This window comes from Pseudoroseomonas cervicalis, assembly GCF_030818485.1.
Taxonomy (GTDB): domain Bacteria; phylum Pseudomonadota; class Alphaproteobacteria; order Acetobacterales; family Acetobacteraceae; genus Pseudoroseomonas; species Pseudoroseomonas cervicalis_A.
The window spans coordinates 1489674-1514953 of sequence record NZ_JAUTAJ010000004.1; the positions used below are offsets into that span (position 1 = coordinate 1489674).

Consider the following 25280-nt stretch of genomic DNA (forward strand, 5'->3'; position numbering starts at 1 on the left):
GGCCGGCCCCGCCCGCGCCTGCTCACTCCACCCGGCCGATCCGCTGCACGGCGCGGGTCAGGCGCTGCGTGTCCGCCGCGACGAAGCGGGCGAAATCGGCGCTGTCCTGATAGGCCAGCGGGCTGCCCGCCGCCTCCAGCGCGCGGCGCAGCGCCGCATCCTCGGCGCAGGCGGTGCGCAGCGCCTGGCCCCAGCGCTCCAGCACCGGGGCGGGGGTGGCCACGGGGAGGAAAACGCCCGACCAGATGTAGAACTCGACCTCGGGGAAGCCGCGCTCGATGAAGGTCGGCACCTCCTCGAAGCCGGCGATGCGCTCCCGCCCCCAGCAGGCCAGCGCCCGCAGCCGGCCTTCCTTCACATGCGGCAGCGCCGGGCCGGGGCCGGAGGCCAGCGCCTCGATGGTGCCGGAGAGCAGCGCCGTCAGCGCCGGGCCACCGCCCTGGAAGGGCACATGCAGCAGGTCGATCGACGCCGCGCCGGTCAGCATCGCCATCGCCACATGCAAAGTGGAGTAGTTGCCGGCCGAGCCATAGGTGATGGAGCCCGGCCGCGCCCTGGCGGCGTCGACGAACTCGGCCAGGGTCTTCCAGGGCGCGCTGGCCGGCACCAGCAGCACGGTGGGGTCGGCGGTGATGCGCGCCACCGGCACCAGCTGCTCCATGGTGTAGGCGGGGCTGCGGCCCATGATGCGCTCGCTCTCCGGCAGCACGCCGAGCGAGGAGAGCGCCATCAGCGCCGTGTAGCCATCCGGCGCGGCGCGGGCCACGCTGGCGCTGCCCAGGATGCCGCCGGCGCCGGGGCGGTTCACCACCGGCACCGCCTGGCCGAAGATGCGCTCCAGCGCGGCGGCGACGGGCCTGGCCGCGACATCGGCCTGCCCGCCGGGCGGGAAGGCCACCACCATCTGCACCGGCCGGCTGGGCCAGCTCCCCTGCGCCCGCGCGCCCTGCGGCGCGAGACCGGCCGCGCCCGCGGCCATCAGCAGCCCTCGACGAGACAGCATCTGTTTCCTCCTGGTCCTGTCCGGACCTGACGGGGCGGAGCGCGATCTCTCGCCGCGCTTCCGACCCCCCTTCCCTCATTTGGCTCCCGCCAGGCCCGCGGCCGGGCGCCGTTCAGCCCGTCCGGCGCAGCCGGTTGCGGATGCGGCCGATGCCCTCGATGGCGCATTCGACGACATCGCCCTCGCGCAGGAAGCGCGGCGGCCTGAAGCCGATGCCCACCCCTTCCGGCGTGCCGGTGGCGATGACATCGCCCGGCAGCAGCGCCATGCTGCGCGAGATGGTCTCGATCAGCTCCGGCACGTCGAAGATCAGGTCGGCGGTCGAGGCATCCTGCCGCGCCTCGCCATTCACCTGGCAGGTGATGCGCATCGGCCGCGCGCCGATCTCGTCGGCGGTGACGATCCAGGGGCCCATCGGGCAGAAGCCGTCGATGCCCTTGCCCAGCAGCCACTGCTTGTGCGTGCCCTGCAGGTCGCGCGCGGTGACGTCGTTGACGAGGGTGTAGCCGAAGACGTGCCGCAGCGCGTCCTGGCGGGCGATGTTGCGGCCGCCCTGGCCGATCACCACGGCGAGCTCCGCCTCGTAATCGACGCCCTGGTCCAGGCCGGGCCAGAGCGGGATGTCGTCCCAGGGGCCGGAGATCGAGGTGTAGGGCTTGCTGAAGATGATCGGCGCCTTCGGCACCGCATCCGCGGCACTGGTCGAGGAGGAATCATAGCCGCTGCCGGCGAATTCCTTCGCATGGGCGTGGTAGTTCTTGCCGACGCAGAAGATGTTGCGCGGCGGGTTGGGCAGCGGCGCCAGCAGCTTTTCCTCCGGCAGCGCCTGGCCCGGGCCGGTGGGCTCCGGGATGCGGGCGCCGCCGGCCAGCGCCGCGATCACCCCCGCCATGTCGGATGGCAGGCCCGGCGCCAGCTCGGCCAGGGGCCAGTAGCGCTGCCCCTCCGCATCCACCCGCACGGGCTGCGGCACCCCCTCGATCAGCAGCATGGCCAGGCGCATCGGCGATCATCCCCTATACCAATTTGGCTTTTCATTGAACCAATAGCGCAGTATGGTTCATCCAATGGTTGACCCAGTCAAGACCGAAGACTCCTCGGCCGCCGCCCGGCTGCAGGCGCTGCTGGAGCGCGAGCTGCTCTCCGGCACCTGGGCCGAGGGCGCGCGCCTGCCGACCGAGCGGGCGCTGAGCGAGACCTATGGCGTGGCGCGCAACACGCTGCGCCGGGCGCTGGACGGGCTGGAGCGGGCCGGGCTGGTGGAGCGCCATGTCGGCCGCGGCACCTTCCGCCGCACCGCCCCCCCGCCCGCCGCGCTGGAGGAGGAGGCGCTGAGCCCCGCCGCCGTGATGGAATGCCGCCTGCTGCTGGAGCCGGAGCTGATCGGCCTGGCGGTGCTGCGCGCGACACCGGCGGATCTGGCGCGCATCCAGGCCTGCCTGCGCGGCACGGACGAGGCCGCCTCCCTGGCCGAGTTCGAGCATTGGGACGCGGCGCTGCACGACGCCTTCGCGGTCGCCACCCACAATGCGGCCGTGCTGGGCATGAGCCGCTCGCTGGCGCGGGTGCGGGAGCGCACCGATTGGGGGGCGCTGAAGGCGCGCGGCGACACGCCCGCGCACCGGGCGCGGCTGCAGGCACAGCATCATGAGATGGTCGAGGCGCTGCAGCGGCGCGACCGCGACCGCGCGCGGCTGGTGATGCGGGCGCATCTCCTGCTGATCCAGGCGGTGATGGCCGGGGAGTAGCGGCCGGATCGGCGGCGAAGGGCGCGCGCCCGCCGCGAAGCCGGAAGGCCCGGCGTCGCGGCGGTGGCGGGCCGGCGGCTATTCGACCGTGACGGCCTTGGCCAGGTTGCGCGGCTGGTCCACATCGGTGCCGCGCAGCACCGCCGCGTGATAGGCCAGCAGCTGCACCGGGATGGTGTGCAGGATCGGCGCCACGAAGGGGTCGACGCTGGGCAGCACCACCACCTGCTCGGCGAAGCGGCGCAGCGCCGGCGCGCCGGCCGCATCGGTGAAGGCCATGATCCGCCCGCCGCGCGCCGCCGCCTCCTGCAGATTCGACGCCGTCTTCTCGAAAAGCGGGCCGGAGGGGCAGAGCGCGATCACCGGCACCGCCGGGTCGATCAGCGCGATCGGGCCGTGCTTCATCTCGCCGGCGGCATAGCCCTCGGCATGGATGTAGCTCAGCTCCTTCAGCTTCAGCGCGCCCTCCAGCGCGATCGGGTAGAGGCTGCCACGGCCGAGGAACAGCACGTCCCGCGCCTGCGCCACCTCCCGCGCCATGGCCTGGATCTCCAGCCCATCCTCCAGCAGCGCCGCGGCGTGCGAGGGCACTTCCAGCAGCGCCGCCGTCAGCCTCGCCTCCTCGGCCGCCGAGAGGCTGCCGCGCGCCCGGCCGAAGCCGATCGCCAGGCTGGCCAGCACGGCGAGCTGCGCGGTGAAGGCCTTGGTCGAGGCCACGCCGATCTCGGGCCCGGCCACCGTCAGCAGCGTGCCATGGCTCTCCCGGTCCATGGTGCTCTCCGGCACATTGACCACCGAGAGCACGCGCTGGCCGCGCTGCTTCAGCAGCCGCAGCGCCGCCAGCGTGTCCGCCGTCTCGCCGGACTGGCTGACCAGGATGGCGGCACCGCCCTCGGGCAGCGGCGGGTCGCGGTAGCGCAGCTCGCTGGCGATGTCGGAATCGGCCGGGATGCGCGAGAGCTGCTCGATCCAGTAGCGCCCGACCTGCGCCGCCAGATAGGCCGAGCCGCAGGCGCTGAAGGAAATCCGCGGCACAACCGCCGGGTCGAAGGGCAGCGCGGGCAGCGCCACCGCGCGGCTCGCCGGGTCGATATACTGGCGCAGCGTGTCGCCGAGCACGACGGGGTGCTCGTGCAGCTCCTTCTCCATGAAGTGCCGGTAATTGCCCTTGCCGACCGCGGCGCCGGACAGCGCCGTCAGCTTGATCGGCCGCTCGACGGGCCGGTCCTCGGCGTCGAAGAACTGGGCGGAGTGCTCGTCCAGCACCGCCCAGTCGCCTTCCTCGAGATAGGCGATGCGGCGCGTCATCGGCGACAGCGCCAGCGCGTCGGAGCCCACGAACATCTCGCCCTCGCCGAAGCCGATGGCCAGCGGGCTGCCCTGCCGCGCGGCGATCAGCTTGCGCGGATGGCCGGCGAAGACCATCGCCAGGCCGAAGGCGCCATGGATTTTTTTCAGGGTCGCGGAGACCGCCTGCTCCGGCGTCGCGCCGCCTTCCAGCAGATGGTCGATCAGCTTGGCGACGATCTCGGTGTCGGTCTCCGTCTCGAAGGCGACACCCTCGGCCTCCAGCTCCGTCCGCAACTCGGAAAAGTTCTCGATGATGCCGTTATGGACGACGGCGACGCGGGCCGTCGCATGCGGATGCGCGTTGCGCTCGGTGGGCTTGCCATGCGTCGCCCAGCGCGTATGGCCGATGCCGGTGATGCCGGGCAGCGGCTGGCTCTCCAGCACGCTGGCCAGGTTGCCGAGCTTGCCCTCGGCGCGGCGGCGCTCGATATGGCCATCCACCAGCGTGGCGATGCCGGCGCTGTCATAGCCGCGATATTCCAGGCGCCGCAGCGCCTCCAGCAGGCGGGGGGCGGCGTCCTCGCGCCCGACAACGCCAACAATGCCGCACATTACTTCGTCTCCTTGCGGCGGGCGGCGCGGAAGGCGGCCGATCCCCCTGGCTTCTCCACGGCGCGGGCGCGGGCGAAGGCCAGCGCATCCGCCGCCACATCCTTGGTCAGCACCGATCCGGCCGCCGTCATCGACCCGTCGCCCAGCCGGATCGGCGCCACCAGCGTGCTGTGCGAGCCGACGAACACCCCCGCCCCGATCTCGGTGCGGAACTTGCCGAAGCCGTCGTAATTGCAGGTGATGGTGCCGGCGCCGATATTGCTGCCGGCGCCGATGCTGGCATCGCCCAGATAGCTGAGATGGTTGGCCTTCGCCCCCTCCCCCAGCACGGCGTTCTTCAGCTCGACGAAATTGCCGACATGGGCGCGTGGGCCGACATCGGTCCCCGGGCGCAGCCTTGCGAAGGGGCCGATGATCGCGCCCTGCCGCACCACGCAGCCCTCGAGATGCGAGAAGGCGCGGATCTCGACGCCATCCTCCACCGTGACACCAGGGGCGAAGACCACATTCGGCCCCACCACCACGTCGCGGCCGAGCCACGTGTCATGGCTGAACACCACGCTCTCCGGCTGGATCAGGGTGGCGCCATTCTCCATCGCCTCGCGCCGCAGCCGGGCCTGGATCTCGGCCTCGGCGGCGGCCAGCTCGACACGGCTGTTGATGCCGCGCAGCTCCGCCTCCGGCGCCTCCACCGCGCGCACGCGCTGGCCCTCGGCCACCGCCAGCGGCACGACATCGGGCAGATAGTATTCGCCGGCGCGGTTGTCGTTGCGCACGCCGCGCAGCCAGCGGAACAGATCCGCCGCCGGGGCGCAGAGCACGCCGGCATTGCACAGCCCGATGCCGCGCTCGGCCTCCGACGCATCGGCCCATTCGACGATGCGGGTGACGTCACCCGCCGCATCCTGCAGCACGCGGCCATACTTGGCCGGGTCGCCGGGGCGCATCGCCAGCAGGGCCAGCCCGGCCTCCTCCCGCGCGGCGCGCAGGCGCTTCAGCGTGTCGGGCGTGATCAGCGGATTGTCGGCATAGAGCACGGCGACATCGCCGGGGAAATCGCCGAGCAGCGTGGCGGCCTGCAGCGCGGCATGGCCGGTGCCCAGGCGCTCGGCCTGCACCACGGTCACATGCGGCGCGGCGGCCTTTTCCAGCGCCGGCATGTCGGGGCCGACCACCACCACCAGGCGGTCGAACACCCCCTCGCAGGCGGCGATCAGGTGGTTGAGCATCGGTCGCCCGGCAAGCGGATGCAGCGCCTTGGGCAGGCGGCTCTTCATGCGGGTGCCGAGACCGGCGGCGAGCAGGATGGCAGCAGCGGACATGCGGCTGGATGTGCCGGACCCACCCAATCCGGGCAAGGGCTTACGGCGTCACTTCGCATTGCCGCACGAAACATGGCAAAGCTGGCTTCCATGCAACGCACCGTGATCTTCGACCTGGACGGCACGCTGGTGGACAGCCGGCCGGACATCCACGCCGCCCTGAACCGCCTGATGGCGGCGCGCGGCCAGCCCCCCTTCACCCTGGAGGAGGTCACCCGCTTCATCGGCGACGGGGTGGCGATGCTGCTGCAGCGCGGCTTCGCCGCCCGCGGCCTGGCCCCGGACCCGACCGCCCTGCCCGCCTTCATTGCCGATTACGAGGCCAATGCGGTGGTGGACACAAAGCTCTTCCCCGGCATGGCCGAGACGCTGGACCGGCTGCAGGCCAGGGGCTGGGCCATGGCCATCTGCACCAACAAGCCGGAGCGCGCGGCGCGGCTGCTACTGGAGGCGCTGGGCCTGTCCGGGCGCTTCGCGGCGCTGGGCGGTGGCGACAGCTTCCCGGTGCGCAAGCCCGACCCGGCGCATGTGCTGGCCACCCTTCAGGCGGCCGGTGGCGATGCCGCCCGCGCCGTGATGGTGGGCGACCACCACAACGACATCGCCGCCGGGCGCGGCGCCGGGCTGCCCGTGGTGTATTGCGGCTATGGCTACGGCCTGCCGGAGATGGCGGATGGGGCGCCGGTGGTGCGGGCCGCCGGTGAATTGCCGGAGATGCTGGAGAAGATTCTAGAAAAATAAGCGTTCTTTTTTGAAAAAAAAGAACCAAAAAACTCCTTTCAGCTGGCGTCCCGCTTCAGGCCATAGGCGGGACGCCAACTGACAAAGTCTTTTTGCTTCTTTTTCTTCAGAAAAAGAAGATTCTTATCTGGCTGGCGCGCTCGCCTGCTCCCAGGCCGGCTTGATCTCCACGAGATACCCCGTGAGCCGCCCCAGCCAGCGCCCCGGCATCTCCACCCGCACCGGCAGCACCGGCCCGCCCGGCACGGGCTGCGCCATCCAGGCGGTGCCCTGCTGCGGCTCGCGCGCCTCGGCGCCATCATCATGCCGGAAGCCTGCCAGCTGCCGCGCCTGGAAGCCGCAGCGCACCGCCTCGCCATGCCAGGCCTGGTTCCAGGGGGCCAGCCGGTCGCGGCCCTCGGTCACGGCGCGGAACTCGGCGCGGCGGCGGCCATCGAACACGGCGGCGCTGCCCTCGCAGCGGCCGGTGGCGGCCAGGTTGCGGGTCAGCTGCGCCAGGGCGGTCAGCGAATCCACGGTGTTCTGCTGCAGGGCGGGCGGCACCGGCTCGCGGTCCGGATCGGTCTCCGGCACCATCAGCCGCGCCACCGGCTGGCCCTGCGGATATTCCAGCACCGTCTGCCGTGGCGTGCCACGCCACAGCCCGTCGCCCACATAGCGCACCGGCCGCGCCTGGCCGCCATTCCACACGCCATCCACCCGCGTGGCCTGCCGGCCGCTGGCGAACCAGCCGGCCATGCCGGTGAAGCGGAAACTGCTCTCGATGCGGTAGCGGTCGGGGGCGGAGAGGTCGAACACCACCTCCACCCGCATCACCTGCATGCCGGCGGCCTGCACCACATAGGTGGCGCGCAATGGCTCCGCCCGCGCTTGCCCTGGCAGCGCCATCCCCCCCAGGCCCAGGGCGGAACCCGTCAGGACGGCCAGCAGGGGGCGGACATGGCGCCGATGCATGGGACTCACATGGGGGCGCCATGCCCTTGTTGGAAGAGGGGAATAATGCAGCGCAGCCGCTTGACGGCCCTTTGGCCCTCCCCTAAAAGCCGCCTCACCCCGATGGGTGCGTAGCTCAGCGGTAGAGCATCGCCTTCACACGGCGGGGGTCACAGGTTCAATCCCTGTCGCACCCACCATCGGGGTTCTTGATTGTCCTGGGCTCTGGCCCGGAGGACGGCAGCAGGCCACAGGCCGCGCCGCAGACAGAACCATCCACAATCCAGGCCGGCCCGATACCAGACTGGCACAGCCCGAGCTGACACGGCCCTTGGCCGTGCCTGACGGCGTTCTTCGGCCATCGCCAGGGGCCGCCTCCCTGCCGCATCCGGCTGGCCCCGCCCCTGGCGCCCGGCGCCGCGGCGCTGTCCCAGCAAAAAACAGATAAACTGTCCCTTCTGCCCGCCCGGCGACTGGGACAATTCTCCCTCCAACGACAAAAACCTGGAGGGGCGTTCCATGAACCGTCGCATGCTGCTGACCGGCAGCCTGGGCCTGCCGGCCCTGCTTCACGCACCGCGCCTGGCCCGCGCGCAGGAAGGCCCCTGGCCGTCCCGCGCCGTCACCATCGTCGAGGGCTATCCGCCCGGCGGCGTCACCGACCTCGCCTCCCGCGCCGTCGCCGACCGCATGCTGCGCGAGCTCGGCGTGCCGGTGGTGGTGGAGAACCGCCCCGGCGCCGCCACCTCGCTGGCCGCCACCGCCGTCGCCCGCGCCCGCCCGGATGGCTACACCCTGGTGATGGGCACCACGACGCTGGCCATCAACCAGACGCTGCAGCCCAATCTGACGCCGAAGGATCCGGGGCGTGAGCTGGACCCGATCGGCATGGTGTTCCAGACGCCCTTCATCCTGCATGTCCACCCCTCGCTGCCGGTGAACAGCACCGCCGAGCTGATCGCCTATGCCAAGGCCAATCCCGGCAAGGTCACCTTCGCCTCGCCCGGCACCGGCGCGGTCAGCCATCTCTGCCTGGAGCTGTTCAAGGCGCGCACCGGCATCGACATCGTCCATGTCCCCTATCGCGGCGGCGCGCCGGCGGCGCTCGATCTGCGCGCGGGCCGGGTGCTGGCCATGTTCCAGGCGCCGCAGGAGGCCGCGGCCACGCTGCGTGACGGCGCCACCCGCGGCCTGTCCGTGACCGCGCCGCAGCGCCTGGCCGACTACCCGGACCTGCCGCCGATCAATGAGATCCTGCCCGGCTTCGAGGTGTTCTTCTGGCAGGGCCTCTTCGCCCCCGCCGGCACCCCCGCCCCGGTCATCGCCCGCGCCGCCACCGCGCTGCGCGCCGCCACCGACGACCCGCAGATCCGCGCCCGCCTGGCCGAGCAGGGCGTGCAGCTGGTCTCCGGCGACGCCGCCGAACTGCGCCAGCGGCTCTCCGCCGACACCGAACGCTGGGGCGCCGTGATCCGCGAGGCCAATATCCGCCTCGAATGAGGCGCCGAGGCCCGACCCGCGCCCCGCTCTCCCACAGGATTCCCCGATGTCCCTCAGCAACCTGACCTCGCGCATCTCCGGCTTCCACCGCATGGATCCGGAGGAGCGGCTGGCCGCCGTCGCCGCCTTCGCCGATCTCGACGAGGGCGCCGTCGCGCAGCTGCGCCGCGCCGGCAATATCGACACGCATCTGGCCGACCACATGATCGAGAACACCGTCTCGACCATCGCCATCCCGGTCGGCATCGCCACCAATATGCGCGTCGACGGCCGCGACGTGCTGGTACCGATGGCGACCGAGGAATCCTCCGTCGTCGCCGCCGTCTGCAACTCGGCGCGGCAATGCTATGAGAGCGGCGGCTTCACCACCTCCGTCTCCGGCAATCTGATGATCGCCCAGGTGCAGCTGGTCGGCGTGCCGGACCCGGAGAATGCCCGCATCCGCATCCTGGAGCGGCGGGAGGAGATCGCGGCGATCTGCGATGGCTGCGACCCGATGCTGGTGCGCCTCGGCGGCGGCTTCCGCGATCTCGAGGTGCGGGTCATCGCCTCCCAGGGCGGGCCGATGGTGGTGACGCATCTGATCGTCGACACCCGCGACGCCATGGGCGCCAACACCGTCAACACCATGGCCGAGACCCTGGCCCCCTCGATCGAGGGCTGGACCGGCGGCAAGGTGTTCCTGCGCATCCTGTCCAACCTGGCCGACCGCCGCCTGGCCCGCGCCCGCGCCGTCTGGCCGGTATCGGCCATCGGCGGCGAGACGGTGCGCGACGGCATGATCGCCGCCTACCACTTCGCCGAGGCCGATCCCTACCGCGCCGCCACCCACAACAAGGGCATCATGAACGGCGTCTCCGCCGTGGTGCTGGCCACCGGCAACGACACCCGCGCGGTGGAGGCCGGCGCCCATGCCTATGCCGCCCGCAACGGTCGCTACACCAGCCTGACGCGCTGGGAGGTGACGGCCGAGGGCCACCTGGCCGGCGTGCTGGAAATGCCGCTGCCGGTCGGGCTGGTGGGCGGCGCCACCAAGGTGCACCCGACCGCCCAGGCCTGCCTGAAGGTGCTGGGCGTGCAGACCGCCGCCGAGCTGGCGCGCATCATCGCCGCCGTCGGACTGGCGCAGAATTTCGGCGCGATGAAGGCGCTGGCCACCGTCGGCATCCAGCAGGGCCACATGGCGCTGCACGCCCACAACGTCGCCATCGCCGCCGGCGCGGTGGGGAAGGAGGTGGAGCAGCTCGCCGCCACCCTCGTCGCCCGCCGGCAGGTGCGGGGCGATGTCGCCGCCGAGGAGCTGGCGAAGCTCCGCGCGGGGGCGGAGACCGTCTGAAGACACCGGCCTTGAGGGGGCTCTGCCCCCTCAAACTCCCCCGGCAGGGGACAGGGTCCCCTGCACCCGCCTTCAGTGGGAATCCCTCCCAAGTGGTTCCCGGTCTAGGATGCGGCCGGGATCGGGAGGCAACAGGCTTGGACATGCGGCATCCAGGGCGCCCGGCGACCCGCGTCGAGGAAATCGCCCGGCGCCTGGCCGACGCCATCGAGCGCGGGCTGCTGGCGCCCGGGGAGCGCCTGGCCTCGATCCGCGCCGCCGCCCCGCATCACGGCGTCTCCAAGAACACCATGGCCGAGGCCTATGAGCGCCTGGTCGCCTCCGGCCATCTGGAGGCGCGGCGCGGCGCCGGCTACTTCGCCGCCCAGCTCGCCCGCCCGGCCCGACCGCGCCTGCCGCCCCACCTGGCCGAGGCGATCGACACCGTCTCCCTGCTGCGCGAACAGCTCGAGGCGCGGCACGAGGTGCGGCCAGGCGATGGCCGCCCGCCCCCCTCCTGGATGGAGGGCTCCGAGCTCGCCGCGCAATTCGCCGGCGGCAAATGGCGCCCCGGCGGCAGTGTCGAGCATGGCTATGGCAGCTCCTGGGGCTTCCTGCCGCTGCGCGAGCGCATCGCCCTCTCGCTCGTCGAGCGCGGCATCTCCTGCTCGGCCGAGCAGGTGCTGATGAGCTTCGGCGCCAACCATGCCCTCGACCTCGTCATCCGCCATCTGACCGAGCCCGGCGACACGGTGCTGGTGGACGATCCCGGCTACTACCCGCTCTTCGGCAAACTGCGCCTGGCGCGGGTGCGCGCCCTCGGTGTGCCGCGCCTGGCAGATGGGCCGGACCCGGAGGCGCTGGAGGCGCTGCTGGCCGCGCACCGGCCCAAGGCCTTCTTCACCCAGTCCCTCGCCCACAACCCGAGCGGCGGCAGCCTCTCCCCCGCCATCGCCCACCGCGTGGTGCGGGCCGCCGAGCGGCATGGCGTGACCCTGGTCGAATGCGACCCCTTCGCCGACATCCTGCCGGTGACCCTGCCGCGGCTGGCGGCCCTGGGCGGGCTTGGCCGCGTCATCCATATCGGCACCTTCTCCAAGACCCTCTCCGCCTCGCTGCGGGTCGGCTTCGTGGCGGCGGAGCCCGCGACGGTGCAGGCGCTGAACGACCTGAAGATGCTGATGGTGGTCTCCACCTCCGGCTTCGCCGAGCGTTTTGTCGCGCATCTGATCCAGGGCGGGCACTATCTGCGGCATCTGCGGCGGCTGCGGCAGCGCATCGACACCGCCACCGCCACGGCGCTGGCCAATCTGGACAGCGCCGGCTGGCCGGTGGCGCGGCCCGGCGGCGGCGGCCTCTACCTGTGGGTCCCCCTGCCGGAGGGGCTGGACGAGGCCGCGCTCTGCCACCGCGCGCAGGAGCAGGGCATCTTCCTCGCCCCCGGCGCCATCTTCCGCCCCGGCCCCGCCGAGGAACAGGCCGGGCCGGGCCAGGCGGCCCGCATGCGGGTCAATGTTGCCTATGCCAATGATCCGCGCTTCCTGGCCTTCCTGCGGCAGGCGCTGGAAGCGCGCTGAGGCGCCGGCTCAGTCCTGCGCCGTCGGGCGGATGACGATGCTGCCGACATCGACCTCCGCCGGCTGCTCGATGGCGAACAGCACGCCGCGCGCGATCGCCTCGGGCGGGATGCCGATCTCCGCCGCCCGCGCCCGGGTCGCCGCCCGCGCCGCCGCATCGGTCATGGACTCGGAAAATTCGGTGGCGATCATGCCGGGGGAGATCTCGGTCACCCGCAGATGCGGCCCGGCCTCCTGCCGCAGCGCCTCGGTGATGCTGCGCACGGCGTTCTTGGTGGCGGCGTAGACGGCCCATGCCCGGCACGATGCGCAGCCCGGCGGTCGAGACGATGTTGACGACATGGCCGCTGCCCTGCCGCCGGAAGCCCGGCAGCACCGCGGCGATGCCATGCAGCGCGCCGCGGAGATTGACGTCGATCATCGCGTCCCAATCCGCGACCCTGAGCGCGTCGAAGCGCGAGATCGGGCCGATGCCGGCATTGTTCACCAGCACATCCACCCGGCCGAAACGCGCCACCGCCAGCGCGACCAGCGCCTCCAGCTCGGCCAGGCGGGTGACATCGGTCGCCCGCCAGGCGGCGCGGCCGCCCGCGGCCGCGATCTCTTCCGCCAGCGCCGCCAGCGGCGCCTCGCGCCGCCCGCCCAGCACCAGGGCGCAGCCCTGCGCGGCCAGCAGCAGCGCGCAGGCCCGGCCGATGCCGCTGCCCGCGCCGGTGATGATGACGGTCTTCTCCATGGCGATGCTCCTCCTGCGATGGGGAACAGCTATTCACCGGGTGCTGGATGATCCATGCTCGATCCGCCATGGTTCTGTCGCATCCGTCCGGATCCGCCGGCGATCCGCTCTCCGAGGTGCTGGCGGCGCTCGGCGCCCGCAGCGCCCGCCACACGCGGCTGGAGGCGGCGGGCGACTGGGCGCTGTCCTTCCCCGCCCGGGCGCGGCTGAAATTCGTGGCCCAGCTGCGCGGCGCCTGCTGGATCCGGGTGGAGGGCCAGCCGCCCCTGGCGCTGGCGGAGGGCGACACCTTCCTGCTCGGCGACATCGCCTACAGCGTGGCCAGCCATCCGGAACTCACGCCGGCGGAGGGTGCGCCGCTCTATGCGAACGGCCAGAGCGTGGCCCGGCTGGGCGGGGCGGAGAGTGTGGCCATCGGCGGCGGCATCGCCTTCGCCGCCGGCGCCGCGGGCTTCCTGCTGGAGGCGCTGCCGCGCTTCCTGCACCTGCCCCGCCAGGACCCCGCCGCCGCCTCGGTGACCCACATCCTGCGCCTGCTGGAGGCCGAGGCGGCGCAGGAGGAGGCCCGGCCCGGCGGTGCCCTGGTGCGCGACCGGCTGGCCGAGATCCTGCTGGTGGAGGCGATCCGCGCCCATATCGCAGGCCTCGGCGAGGCCCTGCCCGGCTGGGTCGGCGCGCTGCGCGACCGCCGCATCGCCGCGGCGCTGCGCCTGCTGCATGGCGACCTCGCCCATCCCTGGACGGTGGGCGAGCTGGCGGCGCGGACCGGCATGTCGCGCTCGGCCTTCGCCGCGCTGTTCACCCGCAAGGTCGGCCGGCCGCCGCTGGACTACCTGGCGCAATGGCGCATGCTGCTGGCCCGCCGCCTGCTGGACCAGGGCGGGCTGCCGGTGTCGGAGATCGCGGCGCGGGTCGGCTATGCCTCGCCCAGCGCCTTCGGCCATGCCTTCAGCCGCCGGCTGGGCCATACGCCGCGGCGCGGCGCTCTCCCGGCTGAGGCGGCGCGCTGAGGCGGGGCGCCCTACCCCTCCCGGTCCTTCTCGATCACCCCGAGCTCCGCCGCGCTGTCGCGGCCAAGGCCGGCGGTCAGGAAGTCGAGCGTCATCGGCAGCGCCATGGTCAGGCGCGGCAGATGCATCAGCCCGATCCGCCCCGCGCGGATGCGGCCCGACAGCAGATGCCCGCCGCGCTGCCGCGCGCCGTCGAGGAAATGCAGATGGCAGCCCGGCACCGCCACCGTGTGCAGGAAGGCGGGCGTCCAGAAGCCGCAGAGCGTGCCCTCCGCCTCGGCGAAGTCGAAAGTGGCCTGCTGCTTCGCCACCTCGACCAGCGGCGTATAGGCCTCCTGCCGCGGCACGCTGCGCACCCGCAGGCCTTCGAACACCCCGTCGATGCGGATGGCGTAGAGCATGTTGGGCGACGGGATCAGCCCCTCCACCGCCGCCTCGATGAGGCTGCCCGGCTCCGCCTCGTCGATCGTGTCGGGGCGGTAGGGGGCGACGCAGGCGAAGGGGGTGCGGGCGGTGCCGGGCACCTCGCGCGCCGTGCCGGTGTTGTCCACCTGCCAGGCGCGGCCCTCCAGCACCACCATCTCGCCATCCAGCTCCTCGAAGGTGCCGAGGCCGAGATCGCCCTGCGCCAGGATCTCCGCCACCGTGGCGGTGCCCTCATACAGCCCGTCCAGCAGGGCGTTGACGGGGGCGGACAGGTAGGCGGTGCGGTGCATGGTGGATCCTCCGCCGCCAGGGCAGCCCAGCCGGCGGCCCGGCGCAACCGCGGCGCGGCGGAAAAAGCGAAGGCCCGGCGGATTTCTCCGCCGGGCCTCCTGTCATGGAGCCTGGGCCGGCCTCAGCGCGGGGTGGCCGGGGCCTCGGGCGCCGGGGCCGGCGCCGGGGTCTGGCCGCCGCGCGGGCCGCCCTCGCCGCCCGGGCCGCGGCGATGATGGCGCGGGCCCTGGCCGCGCAGCTCGCTGGCCTCCAGCACCCCGTCATTGTTGCGGTCGGCCGAGCGGAACAGCGCCAGCATCACCACCCGCGCCTCGTCCATCGTCACGCGGCCATCGCGATCGGCATCGGCGGCGCGGAACATGGCGTCGACGCGCTGCTCCATGCGCTGGCGGACACGTTCGGGCACCTCGCGGCGCTCGCTGCCGGCGGGGCGGCGCGCCTCGGCCTGGCTGCGCAGGAAGTCCTTCACCTCCTGCAGGGTCAGGCCGCCATCGCGATTGGCGTCAGCCTCGGCGAAGCGCGCCTGCAGGGCGTTCAGCGCCTCGGTCTCGGTGATGCGGCCGTCGCGATCGGTGTCGACCATCTCGAACAGGCGGGAGGGGCCGTGATGGCGGCCGGGCTGGCCCGGCTGCCCCGGCTGGCCGGCCTGGGGCGGCGGCGGCGCGGGCTGGGCCAGCGCCGGCAGGGTGGCGGTGGCGAGCGCGGCGCCGAGCAGGCCGATGCCAAGGAAACGGTTCATGTGAGGCTCCTCCTCGAAGGGGTACGGCCGGACCGGGCCGCCTGAGGAAGAGATGGGGGGCGCTTGTAACAACGGCGTTGCGCCACCCCGGCGGGAGGGTGAGGAAGTGTGACGCCCGCCGGCGCGGCCGAAACAGGCCGGCCGGGCGGCTCAGCGCTGCGGGCGCTGGTCCGGCCGGGCCGGCTGGCGCGGCGTGGCGCGGGCGGTGGCGCGCGGCGCGGCGGCGCGCACGCGGCTGCCGCCATCGCCCTGCTCCATCACCGTGCGGGTGCCGGCGCGGCGCGGCGCCGTGGCGGCGGCGGCCTGGCGGCGCGCCGGGGTGGCCGGCGCCTGGGCGGCCAGGTTGCGGCTGGCCGGGCGGGTGGCGGCGGCGGTGGCGCGGCGCGGCGGGGTCGCGGCGGCGGCGCGCGCCACCAGCCCCGGGCCGCGCACCCGGCGCACCGTGGCGGCGGCGCCGCCGGCGGCCAGGGCGGTCGCGGCGACGGCACCCGGCGCGGCGCTGGCCATCAGCCCGCGGGAGGGAGAGTCACCCACCCCCATCTGCGAGAAGCCGCGCTCCAGCAGCGCGGCGGCGTGGCGGTCGCGCTCCACCCAGGAGGAGCCGCCGAACACCGCCACCACCAGCCGCACATTGCCGCGCCGCGCGCTGCTGACGATGTTGAAGCCGGAATCGTTGATGTAGCCGGTCTTGATGCCGTCCACCCCCTCATACTCGTCGAGCATGCGGTTGTGGTTGCGCAGCGCGATGCTGCCCATGCGGTGGGTGCGGGTGCCGAAATAATGGTAGCGGTCGGGGAAGTCGTGCAGCAGGCGGCGGCCGAGGGTGGCCATGTCATGCGCCGTGGTGATCTGCTCGACATCCGGCAGGCCGGAGGCGTTGCGGAAGGTGGTGCCGGTCATGCCCATGGCGCGGGCGCGCAGCGTCATCATCTGGGCGAAGCGCGCCTCGCTGCCGCCGCCCAGCGTCTCGCCGAGCAGGGAGGCGACGTCATTGGCCGATTTGGTGACCAGCGCGTAGATCGCGTTCTCCACCGTGATGGTGCGGCCGGGCGGCAGGCCGAGCTTGGAGGGCGGGCGGCTGGCGGCGGTCTCGGTCATCTCCAGCCGCTGGTCGAGTTCCAGCCGGCCGGCGCGCAGCGCGTCGAAGACCATATAGAGGGTCATCATCTTGGTCAGCGAGGCGGGGTGGCGCGGCGCGTCGGCATTGGCGCCGAACAGGATGTTGCCGGTGCCCGGCTCCATCACCACCGAGGCGTAGCGGGCACTGCCGATCTGCGCCTGGGCCAGGCCCGGCAGGTTGAACAGGACCGTCGTGGCGGCCAGGAGACCCAGCCGCCGAAGCGCACGCGCGAATTGCATCCAACCCCCCAGGATACGGTGGCCTCACCCCCCAGCGAGGCCATGCGCATCATAAGGGGAGCCGGAACGGAATGTCATCCGGAACCGAGAGAGAACATCGCCTTTCAACAAGGGCTTAAGCCACAGCCTTCAAACGTGGTGGCATGGCCTGGCGGAGGGGCGGCGCGCAGCCCGGCAGGCGCCGGGCCGAGACCGCAAACACATTCCTGAAAGCGTCATGTTGCACCGCAAAATTTCGCTGGACAGGCGAAGTGTTCATTGCCATATCGTCCCTATGCTGCACCGCACCAAGACGGGCGGAGCCGGGCAGAAGGCCCGCGCCACCCCTGTCGCCGGCGCTGCGGCGGAACTGCCCCGGAGCTGTGCCCCGGCTGAGACCCATCGGGGCGCGCGCGAGACCGAGGAGGAGCTGATGGCGAGTGAGCCGAAAGTGACCAAGCTGACCCCGGCGAAGCCCGTCGTGGAGAAGCCCGCGGCCGAGAAGATCGTGGCCGCGGCCACGGCCTCGATGGAGACCGCGGCGATCGCGGTGGGCGAGGCGGCGGCCAAGCTGGCCGCCCCTGCGGAAACCACCGCGAAGGCGGCGCTGGCCTCCGTGCCCGACGCCGCGCAACTGGCGAACAAGACGATCGACACCAGCGTGGCTGAGACCCGCACGGCGATGGAGAAGAGCATGGACCAGGCGACCCGCACCGCGGAAGGCTTCTACAAGGCCACCGAGGAGGCCGTGGAGTTCGGCCGCGGCAATATCGAGGCCCTGACCAAGGCGACGCAGACCTATGTCAGCGGCCTGCAGGACCTGAGCAAGCAGGCCTTCGCCGTGATGCAGGCGCTGAACGAGCAGGCCGTGGCCAATGCCAAGGCGCTGGCCACCGTGAAGAGCCTGAAGGAAGCCGCCGAGCTGCAGTCCAGCTTCGCCAAGGCGCAGCTGGAGAAGTCGATCAGCGAGGCGACCCGGCTGAACGAGGCCGCCTTCAAGCTGGCCGAGCAGTCCTCCGCCCCGATCGCCGCGCGCATGACGCTGGCGATGGAGAAGCTGGCCCGCCCGACGGCGATGGTCTGAGACCGACCGGCCGGCGGTGCCCGCATGGCGCCGCCGGCCGACCCGCACCGGCCCCGGCCGGCGCGCCTGAGCCGGGCCCCCGCCCGGACCCTTGGCAGGGCCTCTCGCCCGCCACCGCGGAGTCGCCGCCTCCCCTGGCCCGCTCCGCCGGCCCCTCCGGGCCCGGCCCGGCACCCGACCCTCCCCTTCCCCCCGCTCATGCGGCATGGCTGGCGACAAGCCACGCGCACAGCGCATGACCGACCCTCCCCGCCTATTTCCATTGCTTTGGCGTCGCGCCCCTTCACCTTGGCCCCGCCAGTCCGATATCCTGGGCCATCGAAGGAGTGGCGGGATGGGCGGCTGGCGCCTGGCCTGTGCGCTCCAGGAGTGGGAATGCTTTCTGTTGCAGACCAACACCGGCCAGCCGGCGACGCAGCCATGACCGACCAGGACAAGCGCCCCGACCAGGATCCCGGCAATTCCGGCCAGGATGGCAACGGCCAGAATGGCGATGGCGCCGCGACCGGCGTCGTCGTCAAGACGCGCCCGCGCACGCGCAAGCCGGCCATGTACAAGGTGCTGATGCTGAACGACGACTACACGCCGATGGAGTTCGTCGTCCATGTGCTGGAGCGCTTCTTCCAGAAGAACCGGGAGGAGGCGACCCGCATCATGCTGCATGTCCATCGCCGCGGCGTGGGTGTCTGCGGCGTCTATACCTATGAGGTGGCGGAGACCAAGGTGACCCAGGTGATGGACCTCGCCCGGCAGAACCAGCACCCGCTGCAATGTACCATCGAAAAGGAATGATGCGGGGCGCACTCATCTCTGTGTAACCTGCTGAAACTTAGACTGGGTCTCGCCGTCTCAGGGAAGCGGAACCACATAACGGTCATTCCGGGTCGCAAGACCCAGTCTCTTTCGGTGCCGGACCCGCAAACCCCCCGGCACCGTCTCTGGAAGGGGAGCGTTCACTCATGCTGTCCCGCAATCTCGAGCAGACGCTCCACCGCGCGCTGGCCTTGGCCAATGAACGTCGCCATGAGTATGCCACGCTGGAGCACCTCCTCCTCGCCCTGGTCGATGACACCGACGCCGCCACCGTGCTGCGCGCCTGCGGGGTCGACCAGGAGAAGCTGAAGCGCGACCTGGCCGAGTTCCTGGACAAGGACCTGGCCGGGCTGGTCACCGAGCGCTCCGGCGACCCGAAGCCGACCGCGGGGTTCCAGCGCGTCGTCCAGCGCGCCGCCATCCATGTCCAGTCCTCCGGCCGCGACGAGGTCACCGGCGCCAATGTGCTGGTGGCCCTGTTCAGCGAGCGCGAGAGCCATGCCGTCTATTTCCTGCAGCTGCAGGACATGACGCGGCTGGACGCGGTGAACTTCATCAGCCACGGCATCGCCAAGGCGCCCGGCCGCAGCGCCAGCCGCCCCGTGCAGGGCGCGCCGCCGACCTCCGGCCCTGGGGCCGAGGAGCCGGGCGAGAAGGAGGAGAAGCCGCAGGGTGGCCGGCGCGGCCAGGACGCGCTGTCCAACTACTGCGTCAACCTCAACAAGAAGGCGCAGCAGGGCAAGATCGACCCGCTCATCGGCCGCGACAGCGAGATCGAGCGGACCATCCAGATCCTCTGCCGCCGCACCAAGAACAATCCGCTCTATGTGGGCGACCCTGGCGTGGGCAAGACCGCGATCGCCGAAGGGCTGGCCAAGCGCATCATCGAGGGTGATGTGCCGGAGGTGCTGGCCAAGTCGACGATCTACGCGCTCGACATGGGCAGCCTGCTGGCCGGCACCCGCTACCGCGGCGATTTCGAGGAGCGGCTGAAGGCCGTGGTGAACGAGCTGGAGCAGCAGCCCGGCTCGATCCTGTTCATCGACGAGATCCATACGGTGATCGGCGCCGGCGCCACCTCGGGCGGCGCGATGGACGCCTCGAACCTGCTGAAGCCGGCGCTCGCCCAGGGCACGCTGCGCTGCATCGGCTCGACCACCTACAAGGAATACCGCTCCTATTTCGAGAAGGACCGGGCCCTCGTCCGGCGCTTCCAGAAGATCGACGTCAATGAGCCGTCGGTCGAGGATGCGGTGAAGATCCTGACCGGGCTGAAGGCCAATTACGAGAAGCACCACAAGGTCAAGTACACGCCGGAGGCGATCCGCGCCGCCGTCGAGCTCTCGGCCAAGTACATCCATGACCGCAAGCTGCCGGACAAGGCGATCGACGTCATCGACGAGGTCGGCGCGTCGCGCATGCTGCAGCCCGAGGGGAAGCGGAAGAAGACCGTCACCCTGAAGGATGTCGAGGATATCGTCGCCAAGATCGCCCGCATCCCGCCCAAGAGCGTGTCCTCCGACGACAAGGAGACGCTGCGCAATCTGGAGCGCGATCTGAAGGCGATGGTGTTCGGCCAGGACCAGGCGATCGATGCCCTGTCGGCGGCGATCAAGCTGTCCCGCGCCGGGCTGCGCGACCCCGAGAAGCCGATCGGCAACTACCTGTTCAGTGGCCCCACCGGTGTGGGCAAGACTGAGGTCGCCAAGCAGCTCGCCAAGACGCTGGGCATCGAGCTGGTCCGCTTCGACATGTCGGAATACATGGAGCGGCACAGCATCTCCCGGCTGATCGGCGCACCGCCGGGCTATGTCGGCTTCGACCAGGGCGGGCTGCTGACCGACAGCATCGACCAGCATCCGCACGCCGTGCTGCTGCTGGACGAGATCGAGAAGGCCCATCAGGACCTGTACAACATCCTGCTGCAGGTGATGGACCACGGGAAGCTGACCGACCACAACGGCAAGACGGTGGATTTCCGCAACGTCATCCTGATCATGACGACCAATGCGGGCGCCGCCGACATGGCCAAATCCGGCATCGGCTTCGGCCGCGAGGAGCGGAAGGGCGAGGATGAGGAGGCGGTGAAGCGCCTGTTCACCCCGGAATTCCGCAACCGCCTCGACGCCATCGTGCCCTTCGGCAATCTGACGCCGGAGATCGTCGGCAGCGTGGTCGAGAAGTTCGTGATGCAGCTGGAGGCGCAGCTCGCCGACCGCAACGTCACCATCGAGCTGTCCTCGGCCGCCAAGGAGTGGCTGGCCGAGAAGGGCTATGACCGCCTGTATGGCGCGCGGCCGCTGGCCCGCGTCATCCAGGAGTACATCAAGAAGCCGCTGGCCGAGGAACTGCTCTTCGGCAAGCTGGCCAAGGGTGGCGCGGTCAAGGTGGGGATGAAGGACGACGCGCTGACCTTCGAGTATATCGAGGCCGCCATCCCCGCCCTGCCGAAGCCCGAGGATGGCAACGGCCCGGATGGCGATGGCGAAAGCCACCACGCGCCGGAGGCGGCGGGCTGAGGCCCTTCGCCCCGCGCGGGAGACCCGGATCAGCCCGGGGCGGTTCGCCGCCCCGGGCTTTTTCATGCGCGGGCGCCGGCTTGCCGGGCGCCCGGCCCACAAGCAGGATCGGCCAGGGGGGGGGCTGGCCGCATTCTTCCGCCTGCCGGCCGCGCCGCGGCGCCGTCGGGATACGGGCCGGGCCTGATCCCACAAAAACGTGATCCCCTTCTGCGAAACCGTTACGACCTGCCGCAACCAGCGGTCGCTTGGCAAAGCGGCGAGGGACCACTAGCGTGACCTTAACGCTGCCCGCCGATCCCCCCAGATGCGGCAAGGGTGGCGCTTGGCCCGCTGTCCCTGGCGTGGCCCCCCAGTTCCAGGCGGCGGGGATGGTCCCCCCATCCCCCCGCCTGGAGTCCCCTCCCCCTTCCCGCCGCTTCGGCCCTTGCCAGCCCCCGCCCCGCGCGCTCTGTTCCGCGCCGGAGAGGACCCGCATGAACGCCATGACCCAGATCCGCCCGCGCCCGCTGCGGGTGGCCATCGCCGGCTACGGTGCCGTCGGCACCCGTGTCGCCCAGGCGCTGGACGAAGGCCTGCCCGGCTATGAGCTGACCGCCATCGCCGCGCGCGACAAGCCGCGCGCCGCGCGCAGCGTGGCCGGGCTGCGCTACCCGGTGCCGGTGGTCGACATCGCCGAGCTGGAAGGCCTGGCCGATCTGGTGGTGGAGGCGGCACCCGCCGCCCTGCTGGCCGAGATCGCCCGCCCCTTCCTGGCCGCCGGCAAGCGCGCCTTGGTGCTCAGCGCCGGCGCGCTGCTGGAGCAGGAGGCGCTGGTGGAGCTGGCGCGCCAGCATGGCGGGCAGATCATCATCCCCAGCGGCGCGCTGCTCGGCCTCGATGCCGTGTCCGCCGCGGCACAGGGAGAAATCCATTCGGTGCGGCTGGTCACCCGCAAGCCGGTGAAGGGGCTGCTCGGCGCCCCCTATCTGGCGCAGAACGGCATCGACCTCGCCGGCATCGCCGAGGCCACGCGCATCTTCCAGGGCAGCGCGCGCCAGGCGGCGCTCGGCTTCCCGGCCAATGTCAATGTCGCCGCCGCCCTGTCGCTGGCCGGCATCGGGCCGGACCGCACCATGGTGGAGATCTGGGCCGAGCCCGAGCTCACCCGCAACATCCACAGCATCGCGGTGGAGGCGGATTCGGCCCGCTTCAGCATGAGCATCGAGGGCGTGCCGAGCGAGAACCCCAAGACCGGGCGGATCACCGCGCTCTCGGTCATCGCCTGCCTGCGCAAGCTGGCGGCGCCGCTGCGCGTCGGCACCTGAGGGCGGCCCGGCCGGCCCCCGCCCGCTTGACCCGGGGGGCGCGCGGGGGGAACGTCGCGGCCCTTTCGAGACCAGAGGTGCCTGCCATGCCCGACGATGCCCTGCCCCTTCTGCGCGCCACCCTGGCGGCCACCGAGGGCGGCGATGCCACCGAGGAGGCGCGCGCCCTGCTCGCCAGCCCGGCCTTCCAGCGCGCCGCCGCCGCGCTGGATGCCGACCACGAGAATTTCGTGGCCGAGCTGATCGCGCTGACCGAGATCCCCTCCCCCCCCTTCGGCGAGGCGGTGCGCGCCGCGGCCTATGCCGAGAAGCTGCGCGCCCAGGGGCTGCAGGAGGTGGAGATCGATGCCGAGGGCAATGTCACCGCCTACCGCCCCGGCACCGACCCCGAGGCGGGGGTGATCGTGCTCTGCTCGCATCTCGACACCGTCTTCCCGGCCGGCACCGATGTGACGGTGAAGCGCGAGGGCACCATCCTGCGCGCCCCTGGCGTGGGCGATGACACGCGCGGCCTGGCGCTGCTGCTGGCACTGTCCCGCGCGCTGGACGCCGCGAATATCCGCACCCGCGCCGGGCTGCTCTTCCTGGGCTCGGTGGGCGAGGAAGGGGCGGGCGATCTGCGCGGGGTGAAGGCCTTTTTCGGCCGCAACCGCTGGCGCGACCGCGTCGCCGGCTTCGTCGCGCTGGACGGGCTGGAGACGGCGCGGCTGGTGCATGCCGCGGTCGGCAGCAAGCGCTACCGCATCACCTTCCGCGGCCCGGGCGGCCACAGCTTCGGCGCCTTCGGCCTGGTGAACCCGGCCTTCGCCCTGGCGCGCGCCATGGATGATCTGGGCCGCATCCGCGTGCCCGCCAGCCCGAAGACCACCTTCTCCATCGGCCGCATCGGCGGCGGCACCTCGATCAACGCCATCCCGGAAGAAATGTGGATGGAGGCCGATCTGCGCTCCGCCTCGGCCGAGGCGCTGGCGGCGCTGGAGGAGCGTTTCCTGGCGGTGCTGCCGCAGGCGGCGGCCGATGAGAATGCGGCACGCGACACCCGCAATGGCCCGATCCGCGTCGAGGTCAAGCTGATCGGCGACCGCCCGGCCGGCGTCACGCCGGCGGAGTCGCGCATCACCCGCGCGGCGCTCGGCATGATCGCGGCGCAGGGCTTTGCGCCGAAGCTCGCCGCCTCCTCCACCGACAGCAACATCCCGATCAGCCTGGGCATCCCGGCGGTGACGGTGGGCACCGGCGGCAGCGGCGACCGCGCCCACAGCCTGGAGGAATGGGTGGATGTCGAGCAGGGCGCCAGCGTCAAGGGCATGGCGACCGCGCTCGGCGTGGTGCTGATGCTCTCCGGCATGGCCAGCAACTGAGGCCGATCGGGGCCGGGGCGCCTCCGCCCGGCCCCTATTTCCTGCGGGCCTCCTCGCGGGCCATCCAGCTGGCCGAGCCGAAGATCACCACGGCGCCGGCCAGCGTCGCCCAGCCCGGCACATCGCCGAACAGCATGAAGCCGAAGACCGAGGCCCAGGCGAGGTCGAGGAATTTCACGGGCTGGGTGGCGGAGACATCGGCCAGGCGGAAGGCCTCGGTCAGGCACCAATGGCCCAAGGTGCCGAGCAGCCCGGCCAGCACGAACCAGGCCAGCTGCACCGGGCTCGGCCAGACCCAGACCGCCAGGGCGAAAGGCAGGGTGAAGAGGGAGATGGTGATGGATTGCCACATCACGATCACCTCCGGCCGGTCGCGCCGGGTCAGCGCCTTGGTGATCAGGAAGGAGGCGGCAAACAGCGGCGAGGAGGCCAGCATCACCAGCGTCCAGGCGCCGCCGCCGCCGGACAGCTTCGGCCCCAGCACGATGGCGACACCCAGGATGCCGATGCCGGCGGCGATCCAGCGGCGCAGCGGCACCTGCTCCTTCAGGAAGATCACCGCGCCGATCATGATGAAGATCGGGCCGGTGAAGCCCAGCGCCGTGACATCGGCCAGCGGGATATGCGGCAGGGCCAGGAACCACAGCAGCAGCCCGGCCGTGTGAACCACGCCGCGCCAGAGCTGCCCCGACAGCCCGTTCGGCGCATAGGCGCGCGGCCCGGTGCGCAGCAGCAGCGGCACCATCACCAGGAAGCCGAAGCCGTAGCGCAGGAATTGCGACTGGAAGGAGGGCAGCTCCCGCGTCATCACGCTCATGATGGCGTTCAGCACGCTGAAGAACAGGCCGGAGAGCAGCATCCAGACCATGCCGCGCAGCGTCGGCGACAGGCCGCGCCAGCGGGCGCCCATTCGGGCCTGCCACCCTCCCTGGGCAGAGGGCGGGCGAAGAACATGCTGCGACATGCGCAATCCGGGACGTTTCAGTGGCGACAGGATGGGCCGTTCCGCCGCGCCCCGCCAGGGGGGCCGGGGGGCGCGGCGCGCGGTTTCGCCGCTTATTCCGGATAGGTGATCGCCAGCACCTCCACCTCCTCCGGCCCCGCCGGGGTGCGGATGCGCACCAGATCGCCCACACGCGCCTTCAGCAGCGCCCGCGCCACCGGCGAGACCCAGGAGATGCGGCCGCGATCGGCATCCGCCTCGTCGACGCCGACGATGGTCACGCTGACCTCGCTGTCATCCTCCCGCGCATAGGTCACGCTGGCGCCGAAAAAGACCTGGTCGCGCCTCGTCTGCGCCGCCGGGTCCACCACCTGCACCCGCTCCAGCCGCTTGCGCAGGAAGCGCACCCGGCGGTCGATCTCGCGCAGCCGGCGCTTGCCATACTGGTAGTCGGCATTCTCGCTGCGGTCGCCGAGGCTCGCCGCCCAGGAGACGATCTCGACCACCTTCGGCCGCTCCTCGTTCCACAGGCTGCGCAGCTCCTCCTGCAGCGCCGCCTGGCCGGCGGGCGTCATGTAGAAGGGCGTGCCGGGCGGCAGGCCGGGCGGGCCCTCATCCTCGTCGTCATCCTCGGCCATGGCGGGTTCCCGGCGGTTGCGGCACAGCCTGGCG

Annotated in this window: 21 protein-coding genes, 1 tRNA gene and 1 pseudogene; 12 read left to right on the top strand and 11 right to left on the bottom strand. The window is 71.9% G+C overall.

The annotated features are described in order from the left end of the window. Window positions 1-22: 22 nt before the first annotated feature. Window positions 23-1003: a tripartite tricarboxylate transporter substrate binding protein gene (locus tag QE401_RS10790; RefSeq protein ID WP_307138206.1), complete on the bottom strand. Its 981-nt coding sequence runs from the start codon at window positions 1001-1003 to the stop codon at window positions 23-25. Window positions 1004-1115: 112 nt separating this feature from the next. Beyond that, a complete protein-coding gene (locus tag QE401_RS10795) occupies window positions 1116-2006 on the bottom strand; it encodes a fumarylacetoacetate hydrolase family protein (protein WP_307138207.1) in 891 nt (296 codons plus the stop codon). A gap of 64 nt (window positions 2007-2070) precedes the next feature. On the opposite strand from QE401_RS10795, the gene QE401_RS10800 reads away from it, so the two are divergent. Then, complete coding sequence (locus tag QE401_RS10800) at window positions 2071-2751, top strand: FadR/GntR family transcriptional regulator (RefSeq protein WP_307138208.1); 681 nt, start codon at window positions 2071-2073, stop codon at window positions 2749-2751. Between the two features lie 78 nt (window positions 2752-2829). Here the strand turns inward: QE401_RS10800 and glmS are convergent, their stop codons facing one another. After that, window positions 2830-4653, bottom strand: coding sequence for a glutamine--fructose-6-phosphate transaminase (isomerizing) (gene glmS / locus QE401_RS10805; RefSeq protein WP_307138209.1), 1824 nt, complete (start codon window positions 4651-4653; stop codon window positions 2830-2832). Next, a complete protein-coding gene (gene glmU / locus QE401_RS10810; RefSeq protein WP_307138210.1) occupies window positions 4653-5975 on the bottom strand; it encodes a bifunctional UDP-N-acetylglucosamine diphosphorylase/glucosamine-1-phosphate N-acetyltransferase GlmU in 1323 nt (440 codons plus the stop codon). The genes glmS and glmU overlap by 1 nt, the downstream gene beginning before the upstream one ends. A 90-nt stretch (window positions 5976-6065) precedes the next feature. On the opposite strand from glmU, the gene gph reads away from it, so the two are divergent. Beyond that, the gene (gene gph / locus QE401_RS10815; protein WP_307138211.1) at window positions 6066-6716 is read left to right on the top strand and encodes a phosphoglycolate phosphatase; all 651 of its coding nucleotides are present in this window, start codon (window positions 6066-6068) and stop codon (window positions 6714-6716) included. Window positions 6717-6839: 123 nt separating this feature from the next. On the opposite strand, the gene QE401_RS10820 is transcribed toward gph, so the two are convergent. Next, window positions 6840-7571, bottom strand: coding sequence for a DUF3108 domain-containing protein (locus tag QE401_RS10820; protein WP_475638085.1), 732 nt, complete (start codon window positions 7569-7571; stop codon window positions 6840-6842). A 203-nt stretch (window positions 7572-7774) separates the two neighbouring features. Between QE401_RS10820 and QE401_RS10825 the strand changes: the two genes are divergently transcribed. From QE401_RS10825 to QE401_RS10840, 4 genes are all read left to right on the top strand, one after another. Continuing rightward, a tRNA-Val gene (locus QE401_RS10825) sits at window positions 7775-7849 on the top strand. A gap of 319 nt (window positions 7850-8168) precedes the next feature. Beyond that, entirely contained in the window at window positions 8169-9149 is a 981-nt protein-coding gene (locus QE401_RS10830) for a Bug family tripartite tricarboxylate transporter substrate binding protein (protein WP_307138212.1), read from the top strand. 46 nt (window positions 9150-9195) lie between these two features. Beyond that, window positions 9196-10485, top strand: coding sequence for a hydroxymethylglutaryl-CoA reductase, degradative (locus QE401_RS10835; RefSeq protein ID WP_307138213.1), 1290 nt, complete (start codon window positions 9196-9198; stop codon window positions 10483-10485). 143 nt (window positions 10486-10628) lie between these two features. After that, window positions 10629-12041 carry an aminotransferase-like domain-containing protein gene (locus QE401_RS10840; protein ID WP_307138214.1) on the top strand — a complete coding sequence of 471 codons (1413 nt, stop codon included), beginning with the start codon at window positions 10629-10631 and terminating at the stop codon, window positions 12039-12041. A 9-nt stretch (window positions 12042-12050) separates the two neighbouring features. Here the strand turns inward: QE401_RS10840 and QE401_RS22975 are convergent. Then, window positions 12051-12777: pseudogene (locus QE401_RS22975) on the bottom strand (SDR family oxidoreductase). Window positions 12778-12845: 68 nt separating this feature from the next. Between QE401_RS22975 and QE401_RS10855 the strand changes: the two are divergent. After that, on the top strand, window positions 12846-13787 hold the full coding sequence (locus QE401_RS10855) for an AraC family transcriptional regulator (protein ID WP_307138215.1): 942 nt from the start codon (window positions 12846-12848) through the stop codon (window positions 13785-13787). Between the two features lie 11 nt (window positions 13788-13798). On the opposite strand, the gene budA is transcribed toward QE401_RS10855, so the two are convergent. From budA to QE401_RS10870, 3 genes are all read right to left on the bottom strand, one after another. After that, window positions 13799-14503: an acetolactate decarboxylase gene (gene budA, locus QE401_RS10860; protein WP_307138216.1), complete on the bottom strand. Its 705-nt coding sequence runs from the start codon at window positions 14501-14503 to the stop codon at window positions 13799-13801. A 122-nt stretch (window positions 14504-14625) separates the two neighbouring features. Next, entirely contained in the window at window positions 14626-15243 is a 618-nt protein-coding gene (locus QE401_RS10865) for an EF-hand domain-containing protein (RefSeq protein ID WP_307138217.1), read from the bottom strand. A 150-nt stretch (window positions 15244-15393) separates the two neighbouring features. Further along, window positions 15394-16602 (bottom strand): D-alanyl-D-alanine carboxypeptidase family protein, encoded by a 1209-nt coding sequence (locus tag QE401_RS10870; protein WP_307138218.1) that lies wholly within the window; start codon window positions 16600-16602, stop codon window positions 15394-15396. Window positions 16603-17014: 412 nt separating this feature from the next. On the opposite strand from QE401_RS10870, the gene QE401_RS10875 reads away from it, so the two are divergent. The 5 genes from QE401_RS10875 to QE401_RS10895 all read left to right on the top strand — a co-directional run bounded on the left by QE401_RS10875 (window position 17015) and on the right by QE401_RS10895 (window position 23665). Further along, a complete protein-coding gene (locus QE401_RS10875; protein WP_307138219.1) occupies window positions 17015-17665 on the top strand; it encodes a phasin family protein in 651 nt (216 codons plus the stop codon). 420 nt (window positions 17666-18085) lie between these two features. Next, a complete protein-coding gene (clpS, locus tag QE401_RS10880; RefSeq protein WP_307138220.1) occupies window positions 18086-18457 on the top strand; it encodes an ATP-dependent Clp protease adapter ClpS in 372 nt (123 codons plus the stop codon). A gap of 167 nt (window positions 18458-18624) precedes the next feature. Next, window positions 18625-20997, top strand: a complete 2373-nt coding sequence (clpA, locus tag QE401_RS10885; protein ID WP_307138221.1) for an ATP-dependent Clp protease ATP-binding subunit ClpA — start codon at window positions 18625-18627, stop codon at window positions 20995-20997. Between the two features lie 476 nt (window positions 20998-21473). Then, on the top strand, window positions 21474-22304 hold the full coding sequence (locus QE401_RS10890) for an aspartate dehydrogenase (protein WP_307138222.1): 831 nt from the start codon (window positions 21474-21476) through the stop codon (window positions 22302-22304). Between the two features lie 86 nt (window positions 22305-22390). Next, window positions 22391-23665, top strand: a complete 1275-nt coding sequence (locus QE401_RS10895; RefSeq protein WP_307138223.1) for a M20/M25/M40 family metallo-hydrolase — start codon at window positions 22391-22393, stop codon at window positions 23663-23665. Window positions 23666-23699: 34 nt separating this feature from the next. On the opposite strand, the gene QE401_RS10900 is transcribed toward QE401_RS10895, so the two are convergent. Both QE401_RS10900 and greB read right to left on the bottom strand, forming a co-directional pair. Beyond that, on the bottom strand, window positions 23700-24575 hold the full coding sequence (locus QE401_RS10900) for a DMT family transporter (protein ID WP_307138224.1): 876 nt from the start codon (window positions 24573-24575) through the stop codon (window positions 23700-23702). A 146-nt stretch (window positions 24576-24721) separates the two neighbouring features. Continuing rightward, on the bottom strand, window positions 24722-25246 hold the full coding sequence (greB, locus tag QE401_RS10905; protein WP_307138225.1) for a transcription elongation factor GreB: 525 nt from the start codon (window positions 25244-25246) through the stop codon (window positions 24722-24724). Between the last annotated feature and the right edge of the window lie 34 nt (window positions 25247-25280).